The following is a 21127-nucleotide window of genomic DNA, read 5'->3' as shown; positions in this document are numbered from 1 at the left end:
ACCCTGCGAAAGAGGAACATTTTGTCGATTGCCCATCTCGGTCTCGCGAACGAACCGCAGCGCAGCGGTGAGCCACGCGATCAGTACCGGGGCGATCGCACACCCCCGCACGACCTGCTGGCGGAGCAGAGCGCGATCGGCGGCATGCTGCTGAGCAAAGACGCGGTCGCCGACGTGATCGAGACCGTCCGGGCGGTCGACTTCTACATGCCCAAACACGAGCTGATCTTCGACGCGATCATCTCGCTGTATTCGCACGGTGAGCCGACAGACGTGATCGCCGTCACCGACGAGCTCACGAAGGCCGGGCTGATCGCCAGGGCGGGCGGGCCGGAGTACCTGCACACGCTGACCAGCCTGGTTCCCACCGCCGCGAACGCGGGCTTCTACGCCACCATCGTGGCCGAGAAGGCGGTGCTGCGTCGCCTCGTCGAGGCGGGCACCCGCATCGTGCAGATGGGCTACGCCAGCGAGGGTGAGGTCACCGACCTCGTCAACAACGCCCAGGCCGAGATCTACGGCGTCGCATCCGGGGTCGAAGCCGAAGACTACGTGCCACTCACCGAGGCGGTCACCGTTGCCATCGACGAGATCGAGGCCGCGCAGGGGCGCGACGGCTCGATGACCGGGGTGCCGACCGGCTTCTCCGGTCTGGACAACCTGACCAACGGGTTCCACCCCGGCCAGATGATCATCGTCGCGGCGCGACCCGCGCTCGGTAAGTCGACCCTTGCCCTCGACTTCGCCCGCTCGGCGGCGATCAAGCACGACATGCCGGCCATCTTCTTCTCGCTCGAAATGGGTCGCAGCGAGATCGCCATGCGTCTGCTCTCGGCAGAGTCGGCCGTTCCGCTGCAGATGATGCGCAAGGGCACCGTCGAGGCGCGCGACTGGACCACCATCGCGTCCACGCGTGGCCGGATCAACGATGCCCCGCTCTACATCGACGACAGCCCGAACATGACCCTGGTCGAGATCCGCGCCAAGGCACGCCGCCTGAAGCAGAAGGTCGGCCTCAAGCTGGTAGTCATCGACTACCTGCAGCTGATGACATCCGGCAAGCGCGTCGAGTCGCGCCAGCAGGAGGTCAGTGAGTTCTCGCGCGCCCTGAAGCTGATGGCGAAAGAGCTGCAGGTTCCGGTGATTGCGCTGTCCCAGCTGAACCGTGGGCCGGAGCAGCGAGCAGACAAGAAACCGCAGATCTCCGACCTGCGCGAGTCCGGATCGATCGAGCAGGACGCCGACATGGTGATCCTGCTGCACCGTGAGAGCGCGTACGAGAAAGACAACCCCCGCGCCGGCGAGGCCGACCTGATCGTCGCGAAGCACCGTAACGGACCCACCGACACCATCACCGTCGCATTCCAGGGCCACTTCTCGCGCTTCGCGGACATGCCGAACATCTAGCCAGCAGCGCACTCACGCTCGCGCTGAGCGCCTCGGCTGACGGCTGCCCAAGTGGGCCGGGACTAAACTGGAGCCACCGCCCGATGAAAGAGGTCACGTTCGTGTCCGTAACGAAGGACAACGCGGTGCGCTCTGCACCGTACTGGCCCGTTCCGCTGTCGCGGTCGATCATCGCACTGGCCGCAGCGGCCGTGATCACCTTCGCCCAGGACCACTCCCCTCGGGTCGGCCTTGTCGTGTTCGGCTTGTTCGCCGTGCTCACCGCCATCGTGCTGGTCGTCGCGGCACTCAGGGTGCACGTCGGCGCCGAGCGCGTCATCGTGCTGTTGATGGCCGTCGTCGGCCTGCTCGCAGGCGGCTTCGCACTTGCTCTGCCGGATGGCGGACTGCCGTTCTTCCTGTATCTGGTGAGTGTCTGGGCGGCGATCACCGGCTTCCTCGAGCTCTACCTCGGCCTGCGCGGCAGGCGTCGCACCGGGGCTGCCCGCGACTGGCTGTTCGTCGGCGCGCTGACCGCGCTGTTCGCGATCGTCGTGGTGATCCTGCCGCCCGACCTGAACCAGCAGTTCTCCGGGGCCCAGGGGGTCACCGGTTCGCTCACGGCATCCGTCATCGCGGTCGGCACCCTCGGGGCGTACGCCGCCATCGTGGGCGTGTACCTCGTGATCGGAGCCCTCAGCCTGAAATGGGCGGCCAAGTCCGACCCCGCCGAAACGATCGAGGAGGCGCCGAGCGCATGACCCAACCCAGCCGCAAAGACCGGATGCGCCCCGCCGAACTGGTGGGCTTCTCGGCCGTGCTTGCGTTGTTCGCCGGCGTCATCGTGCTGCTGTCCACCCGTGACTTCGGGCTCTCGGTGATCTTCTTCGGGATCGCCTTCATCGTGTCCCTGCTCGTGGTCGCCATGATGCTGCTCGCGCTGAAACCGAACAAGGACGACACCCCTCGCCACGACACCTCGCCCCACTGAGCCGCGCATCCGCCTCCAACCGCCTCGCGCCGGTTACCCTGAACCGATGGATCAGGTGAGTGGTTCGCGGCGGGTTGTGCGTGGCATCGGGGTAGCCGTCGGCGCGCTCATCATCGTGGCCGCGGGCGTCTACACGCCGCTGGTGCTGAGCGTCGACACGCCCGCCACCACTCCGCGCCTGCTACCGACACAGACGGATGCCGCGATGGCACCGGTCGCCCTTCCGGAAAGCGGATCGAGCGCCGTGCGGCTGAACGGTACCGTGCTGGCCGACGCCGGCGACACCGCACCGCGGCCGATCGCTGGTGCGGCGAAAGTGGTGACCGCTCTGGTGGTGCTCGACGCGTTCCCGCTCGACGCCGGTGCGCCGGGTCCGAGCATCCCGATCGGCGCCGTCGAGGACCAGCGCTTCCGCCAGATGCGCGATGAGCTCGGCTACCGCACCGTGCCGGTGGTGGCCGGCCAGGTGTGGAGCCAGCGCGAGACGCTGCAGGCAGCGCTGCTGTCATCCAGCAACAACCATGCCGAGATGCTGGCGATCTGGGCGTTCGGCAGCGTCGACCAGTACCTCGCGAAGGCGCGGGCGTGGCTCGACGAGCACAAATTCGACGACACCACTGTTGTTGATCCCACCGGCATCTCGCCGGAAAACCTGAGCACAGCCATCGACTTGGTGCGGTTGACCGAGCAGGCGTTCGCCGACCCGATCATCGCTGAAATCCTGCAGGACTCGTCGGTGCGCACAACTTCCGGCACGCACGTGGAGAACACCACCGCATACCTGGCCGACGAGGGCGTCACCGCGCTGTCCCGCAGCTACACCGACGCCAGCGCAATTACCCTGCTGTTCGGCCTTGAGGTGCCGATCGGCGACAGCACGGTCATGCTGTACGGGACGATCCTCGGCTCACCCAGCTACCCGACGCTCAAGGAAGACCTCGCGGCGCTGGTGCAGTCGGCGGTGCAGAACATCACCGAACTGCCGCTGCTCGCCGAGGGCGATCCCGTGGCCGTGTACGAGACCGAGTGGGGCGACACCGCCCGGGTGGTGGCCGCCGAATCAGTCACCACCGTCGGCTGGACCGGAGCCACGATCGACGCCGAGGTCACCCTCGAGCCGATCCCGCCAACCCGGGCGGGCACCCGGGTCGGATCCGCGGTCTACCAACTGGCCAGCGGCGAGCAGACGGTGCGGCTGGTGCTTGACACCGCCCTCGACGGGCCCGACCCGTTCTGGCTGCTGACGCACCCGTTCGCGTTCAACGAGGGCTGACGCGCCCGGCCGGCTCAGCTGTCGAGGCGGTCCACCAGGGCGGGCGCCACACCGATGTACGTCTGCGGAGTCAGCGTACGCAACCGCTGCTTGGCGGCATCGCCGATTTCGAGCCCGTCGATGAACGCCACCAGGTCCTGCTGCCCGACCCGCTTGCCCCTGGTCAGCTCCTTGAGCAACGCGTAGGGGTCTTCGATGGTGGACCGCCCAGCGGTCACTTCGGCGCGGATCACGGTCTGGATCGCCTCGCCAAGAATTTCCCAGTTGCCGTCGAGATCAGCGGACAGCCGGGCAGCATCGACCGAGATCTCTCCGAGGCCACGCTGGATGTTGTCGAGCGCCAGCAGGGAGTGGCCGAGGGCCACGCCGATGTTGCGCTGCGTGGTGGAGTCGGTCAGGTCACGCTGCAGGCGGCTGGTGACCAGGGTCGCGGCCAGGGAATCGAGCAGCGCGCTCGACAGCTCGAGGTTCGCCTCGGCGTTCTCGAACCGGATCGGGTTGATCTTGTGCGGCATGGTCGACGACCCGGTGGCCCCGGCCTGCGGGATCTGGGTGAAGTAGCCCATGGAGATGTAGGTCCAGACATCCGTCGCCAGATTGTGCAGCACCCGGTTGGCGTGGCTGACTCGCTGGTACAGCTCCGCCTGCCAGTCGTGCGACTCGATTTGGGTGGTCAGTGGATTCCAGCTGAGACCGAGGGATGTCACGAACTCCTCAGAGATCGCGGGCCAGTCCTGCGCGGGGTCGGCGACCAGGTGCGCCGAGAAGGTTCCGGTGGCGCCGCTGAACTTGCCGAGGAACTCGGTCGCCTCGATCTGCTTCAGGATGCGCTCGAGCCGGTAGACGAAGACGGCGAACTCCTTGCCCACCGTGGTGGGCGTCGCCGGCTGGCCGTGCGTGTGCGCGAGCATCGGCACGGCGCGGTGCGCCTCGGCGCGTTCGCGGAGCGCCGCGATAACGGCCCGGAACTTGGGCAGCCAGACCTCGTGCACCGCCTCACGGATGGTGATCGCGTATGACAGGTTGTTGATGTCTTCGCTGGTGCAGGCGAAGTGGGTGAGCTCGGCCACCCGGTCAAGTCCCAGCTCGCTGAGCTTGCCGCGCACCAGGTACTCCACGGCCTTGACGTCGTGGCGGGTGGTGGCTTCGAGGGTTGCCAGCTGGTCGATTTCTGGCTGGCCGAAGTCGGTGACGACGGCGCGCAGCGCTGTCGCCTGCTCGGCCGACAGGCGCTCGGCGCCGAACAGCTCGTGGTCGGTCAGGTAGAGCAGCCATTCCACCTCGACCTGCACTCGTGCGCGGTTGAGGCCTGCCTCGGACAGGTGGTCGCCGAGTTCGGTGACCGCGGCGCGGTACCGGCCGTCGAGCGGGCTGATGGGCTGGGCTGGCATTGGGCTCATGGTGCTCCCTGTCGGATTCCTGGTTCGATCTGGCGAAAGAGCGCGAGACTGGCGCGCTCGATCATGCCGAGCACGGTGTCAAACAGCGCCGCGTCGGAGTAATAGGGGTCTGGCACGTCGACGGTGGCGGCCTGTTCTTTGTCGAAGCTGAGCAGCAGGTGCACCTTCGACAGGTCGGCCTCGGTGCGCGCCCAGCCCTTCAGGATTCGCTCCTGGCTGCGGTCGAACGCGACGACGAGGTCAAGACTATTGAACCAGTTGGGATCGAACTGCTTCGCCCGGTGCAGCGATCCGTCGTAGCCGCGGTCGGCCAGTGCGGTGACCGTGCGCTCGTCGGATCGCTCGCCGACATGCCAGTCGCCGGTCGCCGCGGACATTACCGCGATGGCGCCCTCGTACCCGCGTTTGCGTGCCAGGTCACGGAACACGGTCTCTGCCATGGGTGAGCGGCAAATGTTCCCGGTGCAGACGAAGCAGATTCGGAAGAGCGCAGACTCGTCGAAAGCGCGCCCAAAGCTCATGGATTCATTGTGTCGCACATCCGTCTGGCTCCGCACCGCCAAACCGGGGACTTCTCGTCAACACATCTCGTCAACACAGCCGCGCGGCGGGGCTCCTGCACCGTTTGGCCAATCCGGCCGGATGTCATGGCCGCTTGCGCGAAGAATTCCAGCTGTGATGCCCATAGCGATCGCGAGCCCAGACACGCTGGCCAGGCTGGAGAGCCAGCTCACCGCGCTGCGCCGAGCCATCGCGGAGCTGGACCGCTGCATGCTGGCGCATCTGCCCGGCGAGCCGGCGACCGGGTGGCGCGGTCCCGCCCGAGATGCGTACGCCATCGTGCTCGACCGGCTGCGCCGCAACCTGATCGAGGTGCGCGCCTGCCTGGTGCAGGCGCAGGCGCTCACCGCCGCAGCGCTGGCCGCCGGGGAAGAGTCGTGACCGAGACAACCCATCCCGACGAGCTAACCGTCCAGGTCGGTTACCGGGTGTCGACCGAGCAACAGGCGGTGCAGGCGGCCCTGCTGCGCGAGCTGGAGGCAGAGATCGCCGCGTTCGTCGGCCGGCTGAGCCTGGTGGACCGGGGAGCTACATTCCTCACGCCGTTTCAGGCGGGCCCTGCGCTGCTCACCCTGCGAGCCGACGGCGCGATCGAGGAGGCCAGGGCCCGGCTGCTGCTCGCCCTCGCCGGCGCCCGCTCCGCCGGGTCCGCGCTGAGTGCCGCGGCGCTGGCGTACGACGAGGCGGAACGCCGCACGCATGAGCTGGCGCGCGGGCTCGGTTCCCTGCTCGGCTATGGCCTCGGACTGTTCGGTCCGCTCGCGCTGTTCTGGGTGCTGTCTCCGCTGATCGCGGCGGTCACCGGAATCGGCGTCGCCGCCGCGTTGCATCCCCATGGCGCCGAACTCCTGCAGGCCGGGGCGGCCGCCTGGTGGGCGGAGCACCGCGACATCCTGAGCGATCCGCTCACCGTAGAGCTGCTGCGCGCGGCGATCATGGGCTCTGACGACGTGCTCGGCGGGGCGCTGCACCTGCCGCCGGCGCTGGTGCTGCTACTCGGCGACCAGGGGCTCGGGGTCACCGGGGTGAGCACGACGGCGGCGCTGGTGGTCGCCCTCGCCAATGGAGCCGGGACGCTGAAGGAGGCACCGGTGACCGTCACCCGTACGGCCACCTCCGCGGTAACCGCGCCGACCGGGTTGCGGGATCGCCTGGCTCGCGTGCCGCACGGCGTGCCGCATCAGGTGCGGGTCGAGCGCTACCCGATGCCGGGCAAGGCCGACAGGGTGGAGGTGTTCATCGGGGGCACAGTCAACGGCTCCCTGTTCACCGGCGACCAGCCGTGGGACATGACCAGCAACGCCCACGGCGTGGCCGCGCTGCACCCGGCCTCACTGCGGGCGGTGCGTGAGGCCCTGGCCGATGCTGGCGTCGCCCCCGGCGACCGGATCGGGATCACCGGATACTCCCAAGGTGCACTGGTCGGCGCCCTGATTGCGGCATCCGGTGACTACGACGTGGACTTCCTCCTCGAGGCAGGCGGCCCGAGCGGGCAGGTTGCGGTGCCGGAGTCGGTGACCCACGTGCGCCTGGACCACACGGCAGACCTGGTCACCGCGCTCGGCGGCGACGTGCGCGGCGAACATACCGTGCAGGTGCGCCGCGACGGGGTGCCAGCGGACACCGGGCTTGCGCTGCCCGCGCACCAGTATGCGTTCTACCTGCAGACCGCCGAATTCGCCGACCGGTCGGCGCACCCGCAGATCCGGAGTGTGATCGAGGCGGCCGACGCTCCATTGCACGGCGCTGGCCGCGGTGTCGCCGGCGACTGGCTGGCGGTGCGGCAGGTCAGCGACGCTCGCGAGTGACGGGCCGCACGACCAGGCCGATCAGCCAGCTGATCAGCGCGAGCACCAGAGCGCCCAGCACGCCCCACCAGAAGCTATCCACCGCGAGCCCGAAGCCCATCCAGTCGGAGATCCACGCCACGATCACCAACAGCAGCCCGTTCACGAGCAGCGAGATCAGGCCGAGCGTCAGGATGTACAGCGGGAAGGCGACGATCCGGATCGCGGTTCCCACGATTCCGTTCACGACTCCGAAGATCAGCCCGATTAGCAGATACGTCACCACGGTCTCGGTGGTGCCCCCCGGCGCAAACGGCACGACGTGCACGCCGGCGACGATCAGGGTGGTCAGCCAGAGGGCCAGAGCATTGATCAGTACCCGCACAATGAAACGCATGTCATCACTATGCCGCTCGCGGAATGTAGTCGCAATTAGGGTTGTCGGGTGACCAGAGTTCGCTTGCGCCCGGAGATCGAGACGCTTCCCCCCTACCGGCAGGGGAAACCGGCTGCGGCCGACAGCTTCAAGCTGTCGTCGAACGAGAACCCGTTCGACCCGCTGCCCTCGGTCGTGGCGGCGATCAGCCAGTCCGGATTCAACCGGTACCCGGATGCCTTGGCGACCCGCCTGCGGGAACGCCTGGCCGCCCGACACGGCGTCACCGTCGATCAGCTGCACGTCGGCGCCGGGTCGGTGTCGATCATCGCCCAGCTCATTGCCGCGGCCGCGACCGTCGGCGACGAGGTTCTGTATTCCTGGCGCAGCTTTGAGGCATACCCGCTGCTCACCACCGTCGCCGGCGCCACCAGCGTGCAGATTCCGAACACGCCAGAGCACGGCCACGACCTGCCGGCGATGGCCGCCGCAATCACCGAGCGCACCCGCCTGGTGCTGGTCTGCAACCCGAACAACCCCACCAGCACCGCGATCACTCTGCCGGAATTCCGGGCCTTCATGGCCGAGGTGCCGGAGACCGTTCTGGTAGTGCTCGACGAGGCGTACATCGAATTTGCCGCACCGAGCGTTGAAAGCGGAATCCCGCTGCTCGGCGAGTACCCCAACCTGGTGGTGCTCCGCACCTTCTCCAAGGCGTACGGCCTGGCCGGTCTCCGCGTCGGCTACGGCATCGGACCGGAGTACGTGATGGACGCGGTGCGCAGCACCGCCATCCCGCTCTCCGTCACCTCACAGTCGGTCGACGCCGCGCTCGCGTCACTGGACCACGAAGCGGAACTGCTGGAACGGGTGCACCGGATCACCGTGCTGCGCGACAGCGTCTGGCAGGCGCTCATCGACCAGGGCTGGAACGTGCCCCGCCCGTTCGCGAACTTCATCTGGCTACCCACCGGCGAGGACACCGCCCGGGTCGCCGAACTGCTGGGCGAGCACCACATCATCGCGCGGGCGTTCGCGCCGGACGGCATCCGCATCACAATCGGCGAACCCGCCTCCATCGACAAGCTCCTCACCGCCACAGCGCTAGCCCGGTAGCACCCCCATCCGGGCGCACAGCGTGCCCGCATTAGATTGGACGCCATGTCTTACACCGCAGCGACGGTCCAGTTGCTCTCCCAGGAGGGTGAACTCGTCCACAGTGATGCGACCGCAGAGTACCTGCCGTATCTGGATGCGCTGACCGACGAGCAGCTGAAGGACTTCCACCGTCAGATGGTGGTGATCCGCCGGTTCGACACCGAAGCGGCCAACCTGCAGCGACAGGGTCAGATGGCCATGTGGATCCCCAGCCACGGTCAGGAAGCAGCCCAGGTCGGCTCGGCGTTCGCCGCGAGGCCGCAGGACCACATCTTCCCGTCCTACCGCGAGCACGTGGTCGGACGCATCCGCGGCCTCGACGTGGTGAAGATCATCGAACTGGTGCGCGGCCTGAACAACGGCGGCTGGGTGCCGGAGCAGAACGGCAACTTCCACCTGTACACGCTCGTGATCGGCTCGCAGGCGCTGCACGCCACTGGGTACGCGATGGGCATCGCCCTCGACGGCGCCTCCGCCACCGGCGACCTGGAGACGGATGCCGCGGTGCTGGTGTACTTCGGAGATGGCGCCACCTCGCAGGGCGACGTGAGCGAGGCCTTCGTGTTCTCGGCCAGCTACCAGACCCCGCAGGTGTTCTTCGTGCAGAACAACCACTGGGCGATCTCGGTGCCGGTGACCACCCAGTCGCGCACACCGATCTATTTGCGGCCGGCAGGATTCGGCATCCCGAGCGTGCAGATCGACGGCAACGACGTTCTCGCCAGCTACGCGGTGACCGCGAAGAACCTGGACGACGCGCGCTCCGGCCGAGGGCCCCGCTTCATCGAGGCGCTCACCTACCGCATCGGCGCCCACACCACGTCGGATGACCCGACCAAGTACCGCACCGCCGAAGAGCTGCAGCTCTGGGTGGACCGCGACCCGATCATCCGCTTCGAGGCGTACCTGCGCTCCCGCGGCGAGGGCGACGCGTTCTTCGACACGGTGGCGACCGAGGCCGAGGACTTCGCCGCCGACGTGCGCCGCCGCACCCTCGAGCTCGGAGTGCCGGAGCGGGCCATCATCTTCCAGAACGTGTACAGCGACCCGCATCCTGCGCTCGACGCGCAGCGGGCTTGGCTCGACCAGTACGAACAGCAGTTCACGAGCGGAGCCAACGCGTGAGCCTTCAAAAACTCTCCCTCTCCAAGGCCATCAACCTGGGGCTTCGTCAGGCCCTCGCCGATGACGACAAGGTCATCCTGATGGGCGAGGACATCGGTCCGCTCGGCGGGGTCTTCCGGGTCACCGAAGGGCTGCAGGCCGAGTTCGGGCCGAAACGCGTGATGGACACCCCGTTGGCGGAGTCCGGCATCGTCGGCACCGCGATCGGCCTCGCCATGCGCGGCTACCGCCCGGTCTGCGAGATCCAGTTCGACGGCTTCATCTTCCCCGGATTCGACCAGATCACCTCGCAGCTGGCGAAGCTCACCGCCCGGCACGGCGGAACCCAGAGCTTCCCCGTCGTGATCCGGGTGCCTTACGGCGGCCACATCGGCGCGGTGGAACACCACCAGGAGAGCCCGGAAGCGTACTTCGCGCACACCCCCGGCCTGCGCGTGGTGAGCCCGTCGACGCCGAACGAGGCGTACTGGATGATCCAGGACGCGATCACCTCGAACGACCCCGTGCTGTTCTTCGAACCCAAGAGCCGGTACTGGCCCAAGGGCGACGTGGACATGGAGAACCGGCCGGCGCCGATGCACACCAGCCAGGTCATCCGCACCGGCACCGAGGTCACCCTCGTCGGGCACGGCGCCATGGTCTCCATGCTGCTGCAGGCGGCCGACATCGCCGCGGAGGAGGGCACCAGCCTCGAGGTGATCGACCTTCGATCGCTCTCCCCCATCGACTACGAGCCGATCCTCACGTCGGTGCGCAAGACCGGCCGCCTGATTGTGGCGCAAGAGGCGCCCGGCAACGTGAGCGTCGGATCCGAGATCGCGGCCACTGTCGCCGAGAAGGCCTTCTACTCGCTTGAGGCGCCCGTGCTGCGGGTGTCGGCGTTCGACACCCCCTTCCCGCCTGCCAAGCTCGAATCGTTCTACCTGCCCGACGCCGACCGCATCCTTGAGGCCGTCGACCGTTCGCTCGCTTACTAAGGGGAGAAACCCATGACCACGTCGAACTTTCCCTTGCCGGATGTCGGAGAGGGCCTGACCGAAGCGGAAATCGTGTCGTGGAGGGTCGCGCCCGGCGATGTGATCACCGTGAACCAGGTGATCGTCGAGATCGAGACCGCGAAATCCCTGGTGGAGCTGCCCTCGCCGTTCGCCGGGACCGTCTCCGCCCTGCTGGTCGAAGAGGGCCAGACCGTCGAGGTCGGCGCCCCGATCATCACGGTTGAAACGGGCGCTGCGGCACCGAGCGCCGCGCCCGGCCCGGCTGCCCCCGGCTCCGCCGCAGCTACCTCGGCCGCTTCCAGCGTCGCGCCGTCCACGCCAGAGGTCGACGACCCATCCGTGGCCGACACCGCGTCGACCATCAGCCCCGCCGAACCCGCGAACCTGGTGGGCTACGGGGCACAGGGCCACGCCGCATCCCGGCGCCGCCGCTCCGACGGGCCACCGGCGACCGCTGGCGCGGCAACCCCCGCCCCGGCCGTTGCTCGGCCCCGCCCCACGTCGGTGCCGGCCGCATCCGCCGCCAACATCATTGCCAAGCCGCCGATCCGCAAGCTGGCCAAAGACCTCGAGGTCGACCTCGCCTCGGTCAACGCCACCGGGCTGGCCGGTGAGATCACTCGCGATGACGTGATCCGCCAGGCGAAGCAGGCGAGTGTCTTCCGCAACATCCAAACGCCGGAATGGCCGGGCGACCGCGAGGAACGCATCCCGGTGAAGGGCGTGCGCAAGGCCATCGCCACCGCCATGGTGCAGAGCGCCTTCACCGCGCCGCACGTGGGCCTCTTCGTCGATGTCGACGCCACCCGCACCATGGAGTTCGTGAAGCGCCTGAAGGCCTCACCCGACTTCGCCGGCATCAAGGTGTCGCCGCTGCTGATCATGGCGAAGGCGATGATCTGGGCGGTTCGCCGCAACCCCACGGTGAACTCCACCTGGACCGACGAAGAGATCATCGTGCACCACTACGTGAACTTCGGCTTCGCGGCGGCCACGCCGCGCGGGCTCGTGGTGCCGAACATCAAGGAAGCACAAGACCTGTCGCTGCGCGAACTGGCGCAGGCGATCGAGCAGATGACGCTCACCGCGCGCGACGGCAAGCTGCAGCCCGCCGACATGGCGAACGGAACCATCACCGTCACCAACATCGGGGTGTTTGGCATGGACACCGGCACGCCGATCCTCAACCCCGGCGAGGTCGCGATCGTGGCGATGGGCACCATCAAGCAGAAGCCCTGGGTGGTGGACGGCGAGGTACGACCGCGCTTTGTCACCACCATCGGTGCCTCCTTCGACCACCGCGTGGTCGACGGAGACGTGGCCAGCCGCTTCATCGCGGATGTCGCCTCCATCATCGAGGAGCCGGCGCTGCTGCTGGAGTAGCGCGGCGGGGACATGAGCGCAGCGCTCGCTGACAGGTGGGGCGCGCTTTTGACAATGATTATCAATAGCGTTTAGGCTGAGCGGGTGAATTCCCGTGCTCTCCCACTCGTCGGCCTTGTCGCCGCGGCCGTAACCGTCTTGGCCGGGTGTGCCGGGTCCGACGGCTCCGCGGGTGACGCGAGCACGACCGGCATCTCCATCGTGGCGACCACCACCCAGATGGCCGACTTCACCCGTCAGGTGGCGGGGGATGCCGCGACGGTGACCCAGCTGCTGCAGCCGAACACCAGCGCGCACAGCTTCGATCCCGCCCCGGTGAACCTGCTGGAGCTCGCCGAGGCCGACGCGCTCGTGATGAACGGTGCCGCCCTGGAGGGCTGGCTCGGTGGCGCCGTGCTGGCCTCCGGCTTCGACGGGGTCACCATCGACGCCAGCCGCGGCATCGAGCTGCTCGGCGGCACCCACGACGACGCGGAGCATGCCGACGACACCGCCGACGAGCACGCCGAGCATGCCGACGAGGCTGCCGAGGAGCACACCGCAGACGACGGCCACGACCACGCCGAGGAACCCACCGGGGACCCGCATATCTGGACCAGCATCCGCAACGCGATCGTGATCGTCGACGACATCGCGCACCAGTTGGCAGAACTCGACCCGGCCAACGCCGACAGCTACACCGCCAACGCCGCCGCGTACACCGAACGCCTCGCGGCGCTCGACACCTGGGCCACCGCGCAGATCGACCGGGTGCCCGCCGCACAACGCCTGCTGGTGACCAACCACGAGTCGGTCAGCTACCTCGTCGCGGACTACGACATCACCTACGTCGGCGCGGTGCTGCCGAGCTTCGACGACAACGCCGAGCTGTCGGCATCCGATATCGCCGACCTCGCCGCCAAGATCAAGGCCACCGGGGCCACCGCCGTGTACTCCGAAGCCTCGCTCTCGCCGAAAAGCGCCGAGGCGATCGCGCGGGAGGCCGGCGTGCGGGTGTTCACCGGAGAAGAAGCGCTCTACGTCGACTCGCTCGGTCCCGCGGGCTCGCCGGCGAGCACCTACCTCGGCGCGCAGTTGCACAACATCAGCCAGATCCTGCTCGGCTGGGGCGTCACCCCCGACCCGGCTCCGACGAGCGTCACGGAGTAACAGATGTCGCAACCCGCGCTGCTCCTCGATGACCTGAGCCTCTCCTACGCCAAGGGCGTGGCGGCAGTCTCCGGCGTGACCGTCACGGTTCAACCGGGCGAGGCGGTCGCCCTGATCGGGCCGAACGGCGCAGGCAAGTCAACGATCCTGCGCGGCATCCTCGGGCTGGTTCCGGTGACGCACGGCACCATGCGGGTGCTGGGGACGGATGCCGCCGCGGCCAGAGCGCACACCGGTTACGTGCCGCAGAGCGACAGCATCGACGCCGATTTTCCGGTGTCGGTGCGCCAGGTGGTCACCATGGGGCTGTACCGCGCGATCGGCCCGCTGCGCTGGCCGGGGCGCCGCCACCGGCAGGCGGTAGACCGGGCGCTCGACCTGGTTGGTCTCAGCGACCAGGCGGGCAAGCGCTTCGGTGAGCTGAGCGGCGGGCAGCGCCAGCGTGCCCTGTTCGCCCGGGCGGTGGTTGCCCGGCCCAGGCTGATGCTGCTCGACGAACCGTTCAACGGCCTCGACGCCGACAGCCGCGCCGGCCTGATCGCCACCGTGAACCGGTTGAAGGCGGACGGCGTCGCCTTCGTGATGTCCACCCACGACATCACCCTCGCCCAGCAGGCCGCCGAGATGGTGCTGATGATCAATCACCAGCAGATCGCCTGCGGCCGAACCGACGAGACGCTCACCCTGGAGGCCATCGCGCGCACCCATCCGCTGGCCAACGTCGAGGCCGACAAGCACTCGGTGACCATCCCCGGTCACGAAGGCCACTGATCATCGTGATCGATCTCGGCGACCTGCTGATCGCACCGTTCCAGCTGCCGTTCATGGCCGGCGCGCTTACCCTGATGCTCATCCTGGCCGTCGTGGCCGGGGTGCTCGGGGTGTTCGTCACCCTGCGCGGCCTGGAGTTTCTCAGCGACGGTCTGGTGCACGCGGTCTTCCCCGGTGTGGTGATCGGCTTCGCGATCGCCGGACAGGACGGACTGTTCATCGGCGGGCTGGTGGCCGCGGTCGTGGCGGCCGTGGTGCTCACGCTGGTATCGCAGCGCAGGGTACCGAGCGACTCCGCGGTGGCGGTGGTACTCACCAGCATGTTCAGCATCGGCGTGATCATCGTGTCGCTCGAGTCCGACTACGTCGGACAGCTCTCCCAGCTGCTGTTCGGGCACATTCTCACCGTCACCGCGGCGGAGATCGTGGCCACCGCCATCGTCGCCGTGATCGCGCTGGCGATCGTCGCGGTGACCGCGAAGGAGCAGCTGTTGCGGGCGTTCGATCCGCAGGCGGCGGAGGCGATGGGCTACAACCGGCTCGGCTACGACCTGGCCCTGAACGTGGCCATCGCGCTGATCGTCGTCGCCGCGTCGCAGGCGCTCGGCGTGCTGCTGGTGCTCGCGCTGCTCATCGTTCCGGCCGGCATCGCCCGCCTGCTGACGCAGCGGCTGTGGCTGCTCGCGCCGATCTCGGTGCTGGCGATCGCCCTCGCCGGCTGGCTCGGGCTGTCGATCAGTTTCGCCGCGTCGGTGTACGGCGGGGTGTCGCTGCCGGGCGGCGCAACGGTGGTGCTCACGCTGCTCATGCTGTTCCTGCTGGCGCTGGCGTTCTGGGGCATCCGCTCCCTCGCCAACCAGCGCGGCTCAGCCGGCGCATGCGGCACACGGCCCTCGCCCGCACGAGTCGGACGGGCGGTGCGCTGATGGGATTCCTCAGCCTGGCCCTGATCGAGGCGGTGCTGGTCGGCGCGCTGTCCGGGCTGGTCGGCGTGCTCGTCGTGGTGCGGCGGCGTGCCTTCTTCGCCACCGCGCTCACCCACTCCACCTTCCCCGGCGCCGTCGCGGCGGTCGTGCTGGGCGTCGCCCCCGCGCTCGGCGCCGCCGTGTTCAGCCTCGCGCTGGTCGGGGTGATGACCGCGCTCGCGTCCATTCGCCGGCTCGGCGGACAGGTGGCGTCCGGGCTGGTGCTGACCTCCGGGTTCGCGCTCGGCGCGCTGCTGCAGGCGCTGAACCCCAACCTGCCGATCCAGATTGAGTCGTTCCTGGTCGGGTCGATCCTCACCGTCAACCCGGCCGACATCTGGCTCACCGCCGCGATGCTGGCGATCGCCGTGATCGTGATCGCCGCCTTCGGCAAGGAGCTGCTGTTCTCCAGCTTCGACGGCGCCGCCTACCGCGCGGCGGGCTACCGGATGTGGCTGCCCGAGCTGCTCAGCCTGGTGCTCATCGCGGGCACGGTGGTGGTCGCGATGCCGGCCGTCGGCAGCATCCTCGCCATTGCGCTGATCGTCGGCCCCGCGGCATCCGCTCGGCTGTGGGCGCCGTCGATCGCCAGCATGACCGTCGCCGCCCCGCTGATCGGTGCCGCCACGGCCGTCGCCGGAGTGCTGGCGTCCACGGCGCTCGGCATCAGCGCCGGCGGTACCATCAGCTTGATCGCGGCCATCGTCTTCGTCATCACCCTCGGCGCGCGGGAACTGGGCGCGCGCACCCGCCTCGGCACCGCTCGACGCACCCAACCGGCAAGGAGCGCAGCATGAAACGCAACACCTGGCAGCGCGAGGCCGTGCGCGAGGCGCTGGAAACCTCGGAGGGTTTCGTCAGCGCGCAGGCCCTGCACTCGCGGATGCGTGAATCCGACTCCCCGATCGGGCTGGCCACCGTGTACCGGGCGCTGGCCTCGCTCGCCAGCGAGGGTGAGGCCGACTCGCTGCAGCAGGACGGCGAGAGCCTGTACCGCGCCTGCACCACCGGCCACCACCATCACCTGATTTGCCGCAACTGCGGCCTGACCATCGAAATCGAAGCGGATGCCGTGGAAGCCTGGGCCCGCACGGTCGCCGCCGAGCACGGCTTCACCCAGCCGAGTCACGTGGTCGACGTGTTCGGCCTGTGCGAGGCGTGCTCACGCGCGCAGGACTGACCGCCGCCGTCCAGGCGTTTGAGCCACTTTGTCGCTGGTGAGCCTCCGCGCCGTGGGCAGATTCATATGGTCGTTGCAACGCTGCGGAAGGGTGTTGCGATGAAGCCGAAGTTCGGGCCGGCGGAGCGAGAACGGTTCTTCGAGTTGATGGCCGCAGGGTCGTCGATGAATGCCGCGAGTGCTGCGGTGGGCGCGTCGCGGGGCGCCGTGAGACGGTGGTGGGCGCAATCTGGGCCGATGACACCTTTGCGGATGGGCCCGCACGGTGGGATGGCCGAACCGGTGCCGCCGCCGCGGGAGAAGTCCGGGCGCTCTCTGAGCTCGGAGGATCGCGCCGTGATCCAGGCGGGGCTGGGTCAGCGGTTGCCCCTGTCGCAGATCGGGGCGCTGATCGACCGGGACAAGTCCGTGGTCTCCCGTGAGATCAGCCGCAACCGCGGCCCGGACGGGGTCTATCGGGCGCGGATCGCCGACCGGCTCGCGGGATCTCGGCGAGCTCGTCCGAAACCGTTCAAGCTCGCGGTGAACGAGCTGCTGTGTCGCCGGATTGCGGCCTGGATGGACCAGGGCTGGAGCCCGCGACTGATCGCGGACATGCTCCGCCGCACGGCCGGGAGGGATCAGACTAGCCGGGTGAGTCACGAGACGATCTACCAGGCGCTATATGTGCAGACGCGTGGGAATCTGCGGGCGGATCTGAACCAGCAGCTCAGCCTGAAACGGCGATCCCGGGTCTCCCGGTCGAGCCGGGCTAACCCGAAGAACCCGTATCGGGAGGCGTTCACCATCAGTCAGCGGCCGGCCGAGGCCGCCGACCGCGCCGTCCCGGGGCACTGGGAGGGCGACCTGATCATAGGTGGAGGGAACCGGTCGGCGATCGGCACCCTGGTGGAACGCGCCAGCCGGTTCGTGATCCTGCTGCACCTGCCCGGTCGACACACCGCCCCGGAGGTCGCCGACGCGATGATCGAACAGATGCGGCACCTGCCCGAGCATCTGCGCCGGTCGGTCACCTGGGACCGGGGAACCGAGCTGGCCGACTACGAACGCATCCAACTCGAGCTGAACACCCGGTTGTACTTCTGCGACCCGCACTCGCCCTGGCAGCGGGGCAGCAACGAGAACACCAACCGGCTGCTCCGGTTCTGGTTCGAGAAGGGCAGCGACCTCTCGACTCACACGGCGGCCGACCTGCGCAAGGTTCAGGACACCCTGAACAAGCGGCCCCGGCCGACCCTGGACTACCGCACCCCCGCGCAGGCCCTCGCCCAGTTCCTCCAGGCAGCCTGATCGACACAGTTGCAACCACCACTTGACATTGCCGTGGCTCAACCACGACAAAGTGGCTCAAACACGTCAGACGCACACCGAGCTAGCCGAGCAGCTCCGCGATCAGCCGCAGCGCTGCGGCATCGCCCTGCACCAGCATGGTGGTGACCACCGACTCCTCCCACGCGGCGAGGTCGTCGCGGATCTTCTCGGGCGGCCCGATCAGCGCGATCTCCTCAATCAGCCGCGTCGGCACCGCGGCCACCGCCTCGGCCTTCTTGCCGGCCAGGAACAGCTCCTGGATGCGGTCGCACTGCTCGGAGTAGCCCAGCCGATCGAGCACGTTGCGGTGGAAGTTCGCCCCCTTGGCCCCCATCCCGCCCACGTACAGCGCGATCATCGGCCGCACCGCATCCGCCGCCGTCTCCACATCGGCATGCGGCACGACCGGGATCTGCACCGCCACTTCGAATTCGGATGTCGCGGACAGTGCCGGTGATCGCCGCTCGAAGCCCTCGGCGAGGTACCCGGCGTACTCGGCGTTGGCACGCGGCGAGATGAGGAACGGCAGCCAGCCGTCGGCGATCTCCGCCGCCAGGGCCACGTTCTTCGGGCCCTCCGCCGCCAGGTAGATCGGCAGGTTCGCGCGCAGCGGGTGCACGGTGGACTGCAGCGGTTTACCTAGGCCCGCGGCATCCGTCCCCTGATATGGCAGCGGGTAGTGCGGTCCGGCGGCGGTCACCGCACCATTGCGGGCGAGGATGTCGCGGACGATGGCGAAGTACTCGCGGGTGCGGGCCAGCGGCTTGGGGTACGGCTGGCCGTACCAGCCCTCGACCACCTGCGGCCCGGATGCCCCGAGTCCGAGCACCATCCGACCACCGGACAGGTGGTCAAGCGTCAGTGCGGCCATCGCGGTGGCGGCCGGAGTGCGCGCCGACAGTTGCGCGATGGCGGTGCCGAGCTTCACCCGTGAGGTGCGCGACCCCCACCAGGCGAGCGGGCTGAACGCGTCGGAGCCGTACGCCTCCGCGGTCCAGACCGACTCGAAGCCGAGCCGCTCCGCCTCGAGAATGGCCTCCAGCGCGCCGGCCGGGGGTCCCTGCTGCCAGTAGCCGACGCTGTATCCGAGCCGCACGTCAGGCGCGCTTCGCGGTCATCGACTTCTCCGGCACCGGAGTGGTTCCGGCTGCCGCCTGCCGGGCGATATAGGCCCTGGCCTCGTCCTGACGCTCCGCCTCGGCGCCAGACGCGATCGCCGCCCGCAGGTGCGCCGGCTCGTAGCCGAAGGCGTCGACCAGGTCTTGCGCGTGCGGACGCAGCCGGGTCACCAGCCGGTCGATGTAGGCGGAGACGGCCTGCGCGCGCTGCGGCGACAACCGGCCGTGAATCAGGTACCAGGACAGGTGCTTCTCGATCAGGCCAAGCCCGAACAGGTCGTGCAGCCACGACACCACCTGCCTGGTGCCAGGGTCGGTGATCCGGTCGACGGCGCGGGTGAACGACTCCCACTGCAGCAGCTCGCCGTGCGCCCTGGCCGCCTCGATCATCTCGTTCTGCTGCGAGTTGAACAACGCGGCCGCCTCCACCTTGCTCAGCTTGCGCGCGTTGCGGAGCGCGTTGGCGATGCCGCTGACCATGGTCTCCACCCGGTCGGTGAGCAACTGCCGCTGAATGTTGGTCTCGCGCAGCTGGCCGACCGAGCGGGCGGTTGACCCGAAGTCGGCGATGGTCTGCGACAGCCTGCGCAGCCCGGTGCCGTGGTAGGCACGGTCTGCGGCCTGCTCCACCACGTAGCGGGCCAGAGCGCCGGCATCCGCCTTCGCGAACCGGCTGCTGTAGTCGGTGAGCAGGCGTTTCGCGACCAGTTGGAGCAGCACGTTGTTGTCGCCCTCGAAGGTGACGAAGACGTCCAGGTCCTGGCGGAGGCCGGTGATGCGGTTCTCGGCGAGGTAGCCGGCGCCGCCGCAGGCCTCGCGGGCCTCCTGCAGGGTGTCCAGGGCGTGCCAGGTCGACAGCGGCTTGAGCGCGGCGGCCAGGGTTTCCAGGTCCTGCCGGTCCTCGTCGGTGTCGGTCTTGCCACTGAACACCGCGTCGAACTTCACCAGGAAGTCATCGTGCGCGAAGGTCTGCGCGTAGGTGGTGGCAAGCCGGGGGATCAGGCGGCGCTGATGCCGCTGGTAGTCGAGCAGCACCTCTTCGTCGGTGTCGCTCGACGCGGTGAACTGGCGACGCTGGTTGCCGTAGGTGATCGCGATCGTCAGACCCATGGCGGATGCCGCGGTGGCCGACCCATCGAGCGAGACCCGGCCCTGCACCAGAGTGCCGAGCATGGTGAAGAACCGCCGGCCGGGGCTGGAGATCGGCGACGTGTAGGTGCCGTCCTCATCGACGTCGCCGTAGCGGTTCAGCAGCATCTGGCGCGGCACGCGCACGTCGGTGAAGTGCAGCCGGCCGTTGTCGATGCCGTTCAGGCCCCCCTTCAGGCCGTCATCCTCTCCCCCGACACCCGGCAGGAACTCGCCGTCGGCCGATCGGATCGGCACGTAGAACGCGTGCACGCCGTGGTTCACGCCCTGAGTGATCAGTTGCGCGAACACCACGGCGGCGGTGCCGTGTACCGCCGCGTTACCGAGGTAGTCCTTCCAGGCGCCGCGGAATGGCGTGTTCAGCACGAACTCCCCCGCCGCCTGGTCCCAGGTGGCGGTCGTGGCGATGGACGCGACATCCGACCCGTGCCCGGTCTCGGTCATCGCGAACGCGCCGGGTACGGCCAGGCTCATGATGTCTGGCAGCAAGGTGGTGTGGTGGTGCTCGGTGCCGAGGTGCAGCACCGCTGCGCCGAAGAGGCCCCACTGCACGCCCGCCTTGATCTGCAGGGAGGGGTCGGCGATGATCAGCTCCTCGAAGCCGGCGATGTTACCACCGTGGTCGTCGGCGCCGCCGATCGCTGACGGGAAGGCCCGGTTCACCTGGCCGTTCGCGGCGAGGGTGCGCATCTGCTGGAACGTGCGTTCCCGATGCTCGGCCATCGACAGGCCTTCGATCCGGTGCATGGCCGGGTCGGCGGCCAGCTTGCGGGCCCTCAGCCGCGCGTCGGCCCAGGTTCCGAGCAGGGCGCGCCCCAGGCTGGCCACGTCGATGTGGGCGGTCGGCAGCGGGATCGGGCCGGTGGTCGCCGCCGGCTCGGCGATATGGGGCCGGGGAGCGGTGTCAACCATTGAACTGTCCTTTGTTCAGAGTGAAGTTGCTTCCACGTTAGGAGTCAGAACCGCTGCGCCACACATTCCCGTTTGTGAGCTACAAACAACAAACCGGTGGTCTCGGTGTGGATTGTGGCAAAGCGCACAACAGT

General features: G+C 68.5%; 21 protein-coding genes. 16 read left to right on the top strand and 5 right to left on the bottom strand.

The window, feature by feature from the left end:
* Window positions 1–21 precede the first annotated feature (21 nt).
* The 4 genes from dnaB (at window position 22) to HCT51_RS18495 (ending at window position 3650) form a co-directional block, all read left to right on the top strand.
* Entirely contained in the window at window positions 22–1407 is a 1386-nt protein-coding gene (gene dnaB, locus HCT51_RS18510; RefSeq protein WP_166876798.1) for a replicative DNA helicase, read from the top strand.
* Window positions 1408–1508: 101 nt separating this feature from the next.
* The gene (locus tag HCT51_RS18505; protein ID WP_224760585.1) at window positions 1509–2147 is read left to right on the top strand and encodes a DUF308 domain-containing protein; all 639 of its coding nucleotides are present in this window, start codon (window positions 1509–1511) and stop codon (window positions 2145–2147) included.
* Window positions 2144–2377, top strand: a complete 234-nt coding sequence (locus HCT51_RS18500; protein ID WP_166876805.1) for a hypothetical protein — start codon at window positions 2144–2146, stop codon at window positions 2375–2377. Before HCT51_RS18505 ends, HCT51_RS18500 begins: the two co-directional genes overlap by 4 nt.
* 46 nt (window positions 2378–2423) lie before the next feature.
* The gene (locus HCT51_RS18495; RefSeq protein ID WP_166876808.1) at window positions 2424–3650 is read left to right on the top strand and encodes a D-alanyl-D-alanine carboxypeptidase family protein; all 1227 of its coding nucleotides are present in this window, start codon (window positions 2424–2426) and stop codon (window positions 3648–3650) included.
* A gap of 14 nt (window positions 3651–3664) precedes the next feature.
* Here the strand turns inward: HCT51_RS18495 and purB are convergent, their stop codons facing one another.
* Together purB and HCT51_RS18485 are read right to left on the bottom strand one after the other, a co-directional pair.
* A complete protein-coding gene (gene purB, locus HCT51_RS18490; protein ID WP_166876811.1) occupies window positions 3665–5050 on the bottom strand; it encodes an adenylosuccinate lyase in 1386 nt (461 codons plus the stop codon).
* On the bottom strand, window positions 5047–5490 hold the full coding sequence (locus tag HCT51_RS18485; protein WP_370626871.1) for a low molecular weight protein-tyrosine-phosphatase: 444 nt from the start codon (window positions 5488–5490) through the stop codon (window positions 5047–5049). The genes purB and HCT51_RS18485 overlap by 4 nt, the downstream gene beginning before the upstream one ends.
* Before the next feature lie 235 nt (window positions 5491–5725).
* Between HCT51_RS18485 and HCT51_RS18480 the strand changes: the two genes are divergently transcribed.
* On the top strand, window positions 5726–5992 hold the full coding sequence (locus tag HCT51_RS18480) for a hypothetical protein (RefSeq protein WP_166876817.1): 267 nt from the start codon (window positions 5726–5728) through the stop codon (window positions 5990–5992).
* Window positions 5989–7419 (top strand): hypothetical protein, encoded by a 1431-nt coding sequence (locus HCT51_RS18475; RefSeq protein WP_166876820.1) that lies wholly within the window; start codon window positions 5989–5991, stop codon window positions 7417–7419. Before HCT51_RS18480 ends, HCT51_RS18475 begins: the two co-directional genes overlap by 4 nt.
* Here the strand turns inward: HCT51_RS18475 and HCT51_RS18470 are convergent.
* On the bottom strand, window positions 7400–7795 hold the full coding sequence (locus HCT51_RS18470; RefSeq protein WP_166876823.1) for a phage holin family protein: 396 nt from the start codon (window positions 7793–7795) through the stop codon (window positions 7400–7402). The genes HCT51_RS18475 and HCT51_RS18470 overlap by 20 nt on opposite strands.
* Before the next feature lie 48 nt (window positions 7796–7843).
* On the opposite strand from HCT51_RS18470, the gene HCT51_RS18465 reads away from it, so the two are divergent.
* The 10 genes from HCT51_RS18465 to HCT51_RS18420 all read left to right on the top strand — a co-directional run bounded on the left by HCT51_RS18465 (window position 7844) and on the right by HCT51_RS18420 (window position 17793).
* On the top strand, window positions 7844–8890 hold the full coding sequence (locus tag HCT51_RS18465) for a histidinol-phosphate transaminase (protein WP_166876826.1): 1047 nt from the start codon (window positions 7844–7846) through the stop codon (window positions 8888–8890).
* Window positions 8891–8935: 45 nt separating this feature from the next.
* The gene (locus tag HCT51_RS18460) at window positions 8936–10057 is read left to right on the top strand and encodes a thiamine pyrophosphate-dependent dehydrogenase E1 component subunit alpha (RefSeq protein ID WP_166876830.1); all 1122 of its coding nucleotides are present in this window, start codon (window positions 8936–8938) and stop codon (window positions 10055–10057) included.
* Window positions 10054–11034, top strand: a complete 981-nt coding sequence (locus HCT51_RS18455; protein ID WP_166876835.1) for an alpha-ketoacid dehydrogenase subunit beta — start codon at window positions 10054–10056, stop codon at window positions 11032–11034. The genes HCT51_RS18460 and HCT51_RS18455 overlap by 4 nt, the downstream gene beginning before the upstream one ends.
* Before the next feature lie 12 nt (window positions 11035–11046).
* Window positions 11047–12438: a dihydrolipoamide acetyltransferase family protein gene (locus HCT51_RS18450; RefSeq protein WP_166876838.1), complete on the top strand. Its 1392-nt coding sequence runs from the start codon at window positions 11047–11049 to the stop codon at window positions 12436–12438.
* An 84-nt stretch (window positions 12439–12522) separates the two neighbouring features.
* Complete coding sequence (locus HCT51_RS18445; RefSeq protein WP_166876841.1) at window positions 12523–13587, top strand: metal ABC transporter substrate-binding protein; 1065 nt, start codon at window positions 12523–12525, stop codon at window positions 13585–13587.
* Window positions 13588–13590: 3 nt separating this feature from the next.
* A complete protein-coding gene (locus tag HCT51_RS18440) occupies window positions 13591–14358 on the top strand; it encodes a metal ABC transporter ATP-binding protein (protein WP_166876844.1) in 768 nt (255 codons plus the stop codon).
* A gap of 5 nt (window positions 14359–14363) precedes the next feature.
* Entirely contained in the window at window positions 14364–15284 is a 921-nt protein-coding gene (locus tag HCT51_RS18435; RefSeq protein WP_224760584.1) for a metal ABC transporter permease, read from the top strand.
* Window positions 15284–16120: a metal ABC transporter permease gene (locus HCT51_RS18430; protein WP_166876847.1), complete on the top strand. Its 837-nt coding sequence runs from the start codon at window positions 15284–15286 to the stop codon at window positions 16118–16120. Before HCT51_RS18435 ends, HCT51_RS18430 begins: the two co-directional genes overlap by 1 nt.
* Window positions 16117–16503 carry a Fur family transcriptional regulator gene (locus HCT51_RS18425; protein ID WP_166876850.1) on the top strand — a complete coding sequence of 129 codons (387 nt, stop codon included), beginning with the start codon at window positions 16117–16119 and terminating at the stop codon, window positions 16501–16503. The genes HCT51_RS18430 and HCT51_RS18425 overlap by 4 nt, the downstream gene beginning before the upstream one ends.
* A 99-nt stretch (window positions 16504–16602) precedes the next feature.
* Window positions 16603–17793 carry an IS30 family transposase gene (locus HCT51_RS18420; RefSeq protein ID WP_224760422.1) on the top strand — a complete coding sequence of 397 codons (1191 nt, stop codon included), beginning with the start codon at window positions 16603–16605 and terminating at the stop codon, window positions 17791–17793.
* Window positions 17794–17875: 82 nt separating this feature from the next.
* Here the strand turns inward: HCT51_RS18420 and HCT51_RS18415 are convergent, their stop codons facing one another.
* The gene (locus tag HCT51_RS18415) at window positions 17876–18910 is read right to left on the bottom strand and encodes an LLM class F420-dependent oxidoreductase (RefSeq protein WP_166879887.1); all 1035 of its coding nucleotides are present in this window, start codon (window positions 18908–18910) and stop codon (window positions 17876–17878) included.
* Between the two features lies 1 nt (window position 18911).
* The gene (locus HCT51_RS18410; protein WP_166879890.1) at window positions 18912–20993 is read right to left on the bottom strand and encodes an acyl-CoA dehydrogenase family protein; all 2082 of its coding nucleotides are present in this window, start codon (window positions 20991–20993) and stop codon (window positions 18912–18914) included.
* Window positions 20994–21127 lie beyond the last annotated feature (134 nt).

The organism is Salinibacterium sp. ZJ450 (genome assembly GCF_011751885.2).
Taxonomy (GTDB): Bacteria; Actinomycetota; Actinomycetes; order Actinomycetales; family Microbacteriaceae; genus Ruicaihuangia.
This window is presented reverse-complemented; position numbering and strand designations above follow the sequence as displayed.

Coding starts and splice junctions, on each gene's coding strand:
- HCT51_RS18425 (WP_166876850.1), top strand. CDS start 16,117: ATGAAACGCAACACCTGGCAGCGCGAGGCCGTGCGCGAGGCGCTGGAA.
- HCT51_RS18500 (WP_166876805.1), top strand. CDS start 2,144: ATGACCCAACCCAGCCGCAAAGACCGGATGCGCCCCGCCGAACTGGTG.
- HCT51_RS18485 (WP_370626871.1), bottom strand. CDS start 5,490: ATGGCAGAGACCGTGTTCCGTGACCTGGCACGCAAACGCGGGTACGAG.
- purB (WP_166876811.1), bottom strand. CDS start 5,050: ATGAGCCCAATGCCAGCCCAGCCCATCAGCCCGCTCGACGGCCGGTAC.
- HCT51_RS18495 (WP_166876808.1), top strand. CDS start 2,424: ATGGATCAGGTGAGTGGTTCGCGGCGGGTTGTGCGTGGCATCGGGGTA.
- HCT51_RS18430 (WP_166876847.1), top strand. CDS start 15,284: ATGGGATTCCTCAGCCTGGCCCTGATCGAGGCGGTGCTGGTCGGCGCG.
- HCT51_RS18450 (WP_166876838.1), top strand. CDS start 11,047: ATGACCACGTCGAACTTTCCCTTGCCGGATGTCGGAGAGGGCCTGACC.
- HCT51_RS18420 (WP_224760422.1), top strand. CDS start 16,603: ATGAAGCCGAAGTTCGGGCCGGCGGAGCGAGAACGGTTCTTCGAGTTG.
- HCT51_RS18410 (WP_166879890.1), bottom strand. CDS start 20,993: ATGGTTGACACCGCTCCCCGGCCCCATATCGCCGAGCCGGCGGCGACC.
- HCT51_RS18440 (WP_166876844.1), top strand. CDS start 13,591: ATGTCGCAACCCGCGCTGCTCCTCGATGACCTGAGCCTCTCCTACGCC.
- HCT51_RS18470 (WP_166876823.1), bottom strand. CDS start 7,795: ATGCGTTTCATTGTGCGGGTACTGATCAATGCTCTGGCCCTCTGGCTG.
- HCT51_RS18460 (WP_166876830.1), top strand. CDS start 8,936: ATGTCTTACACCGCAGCGACGGTCCAGTTGCTCTCCCAGGAGGGTGAA.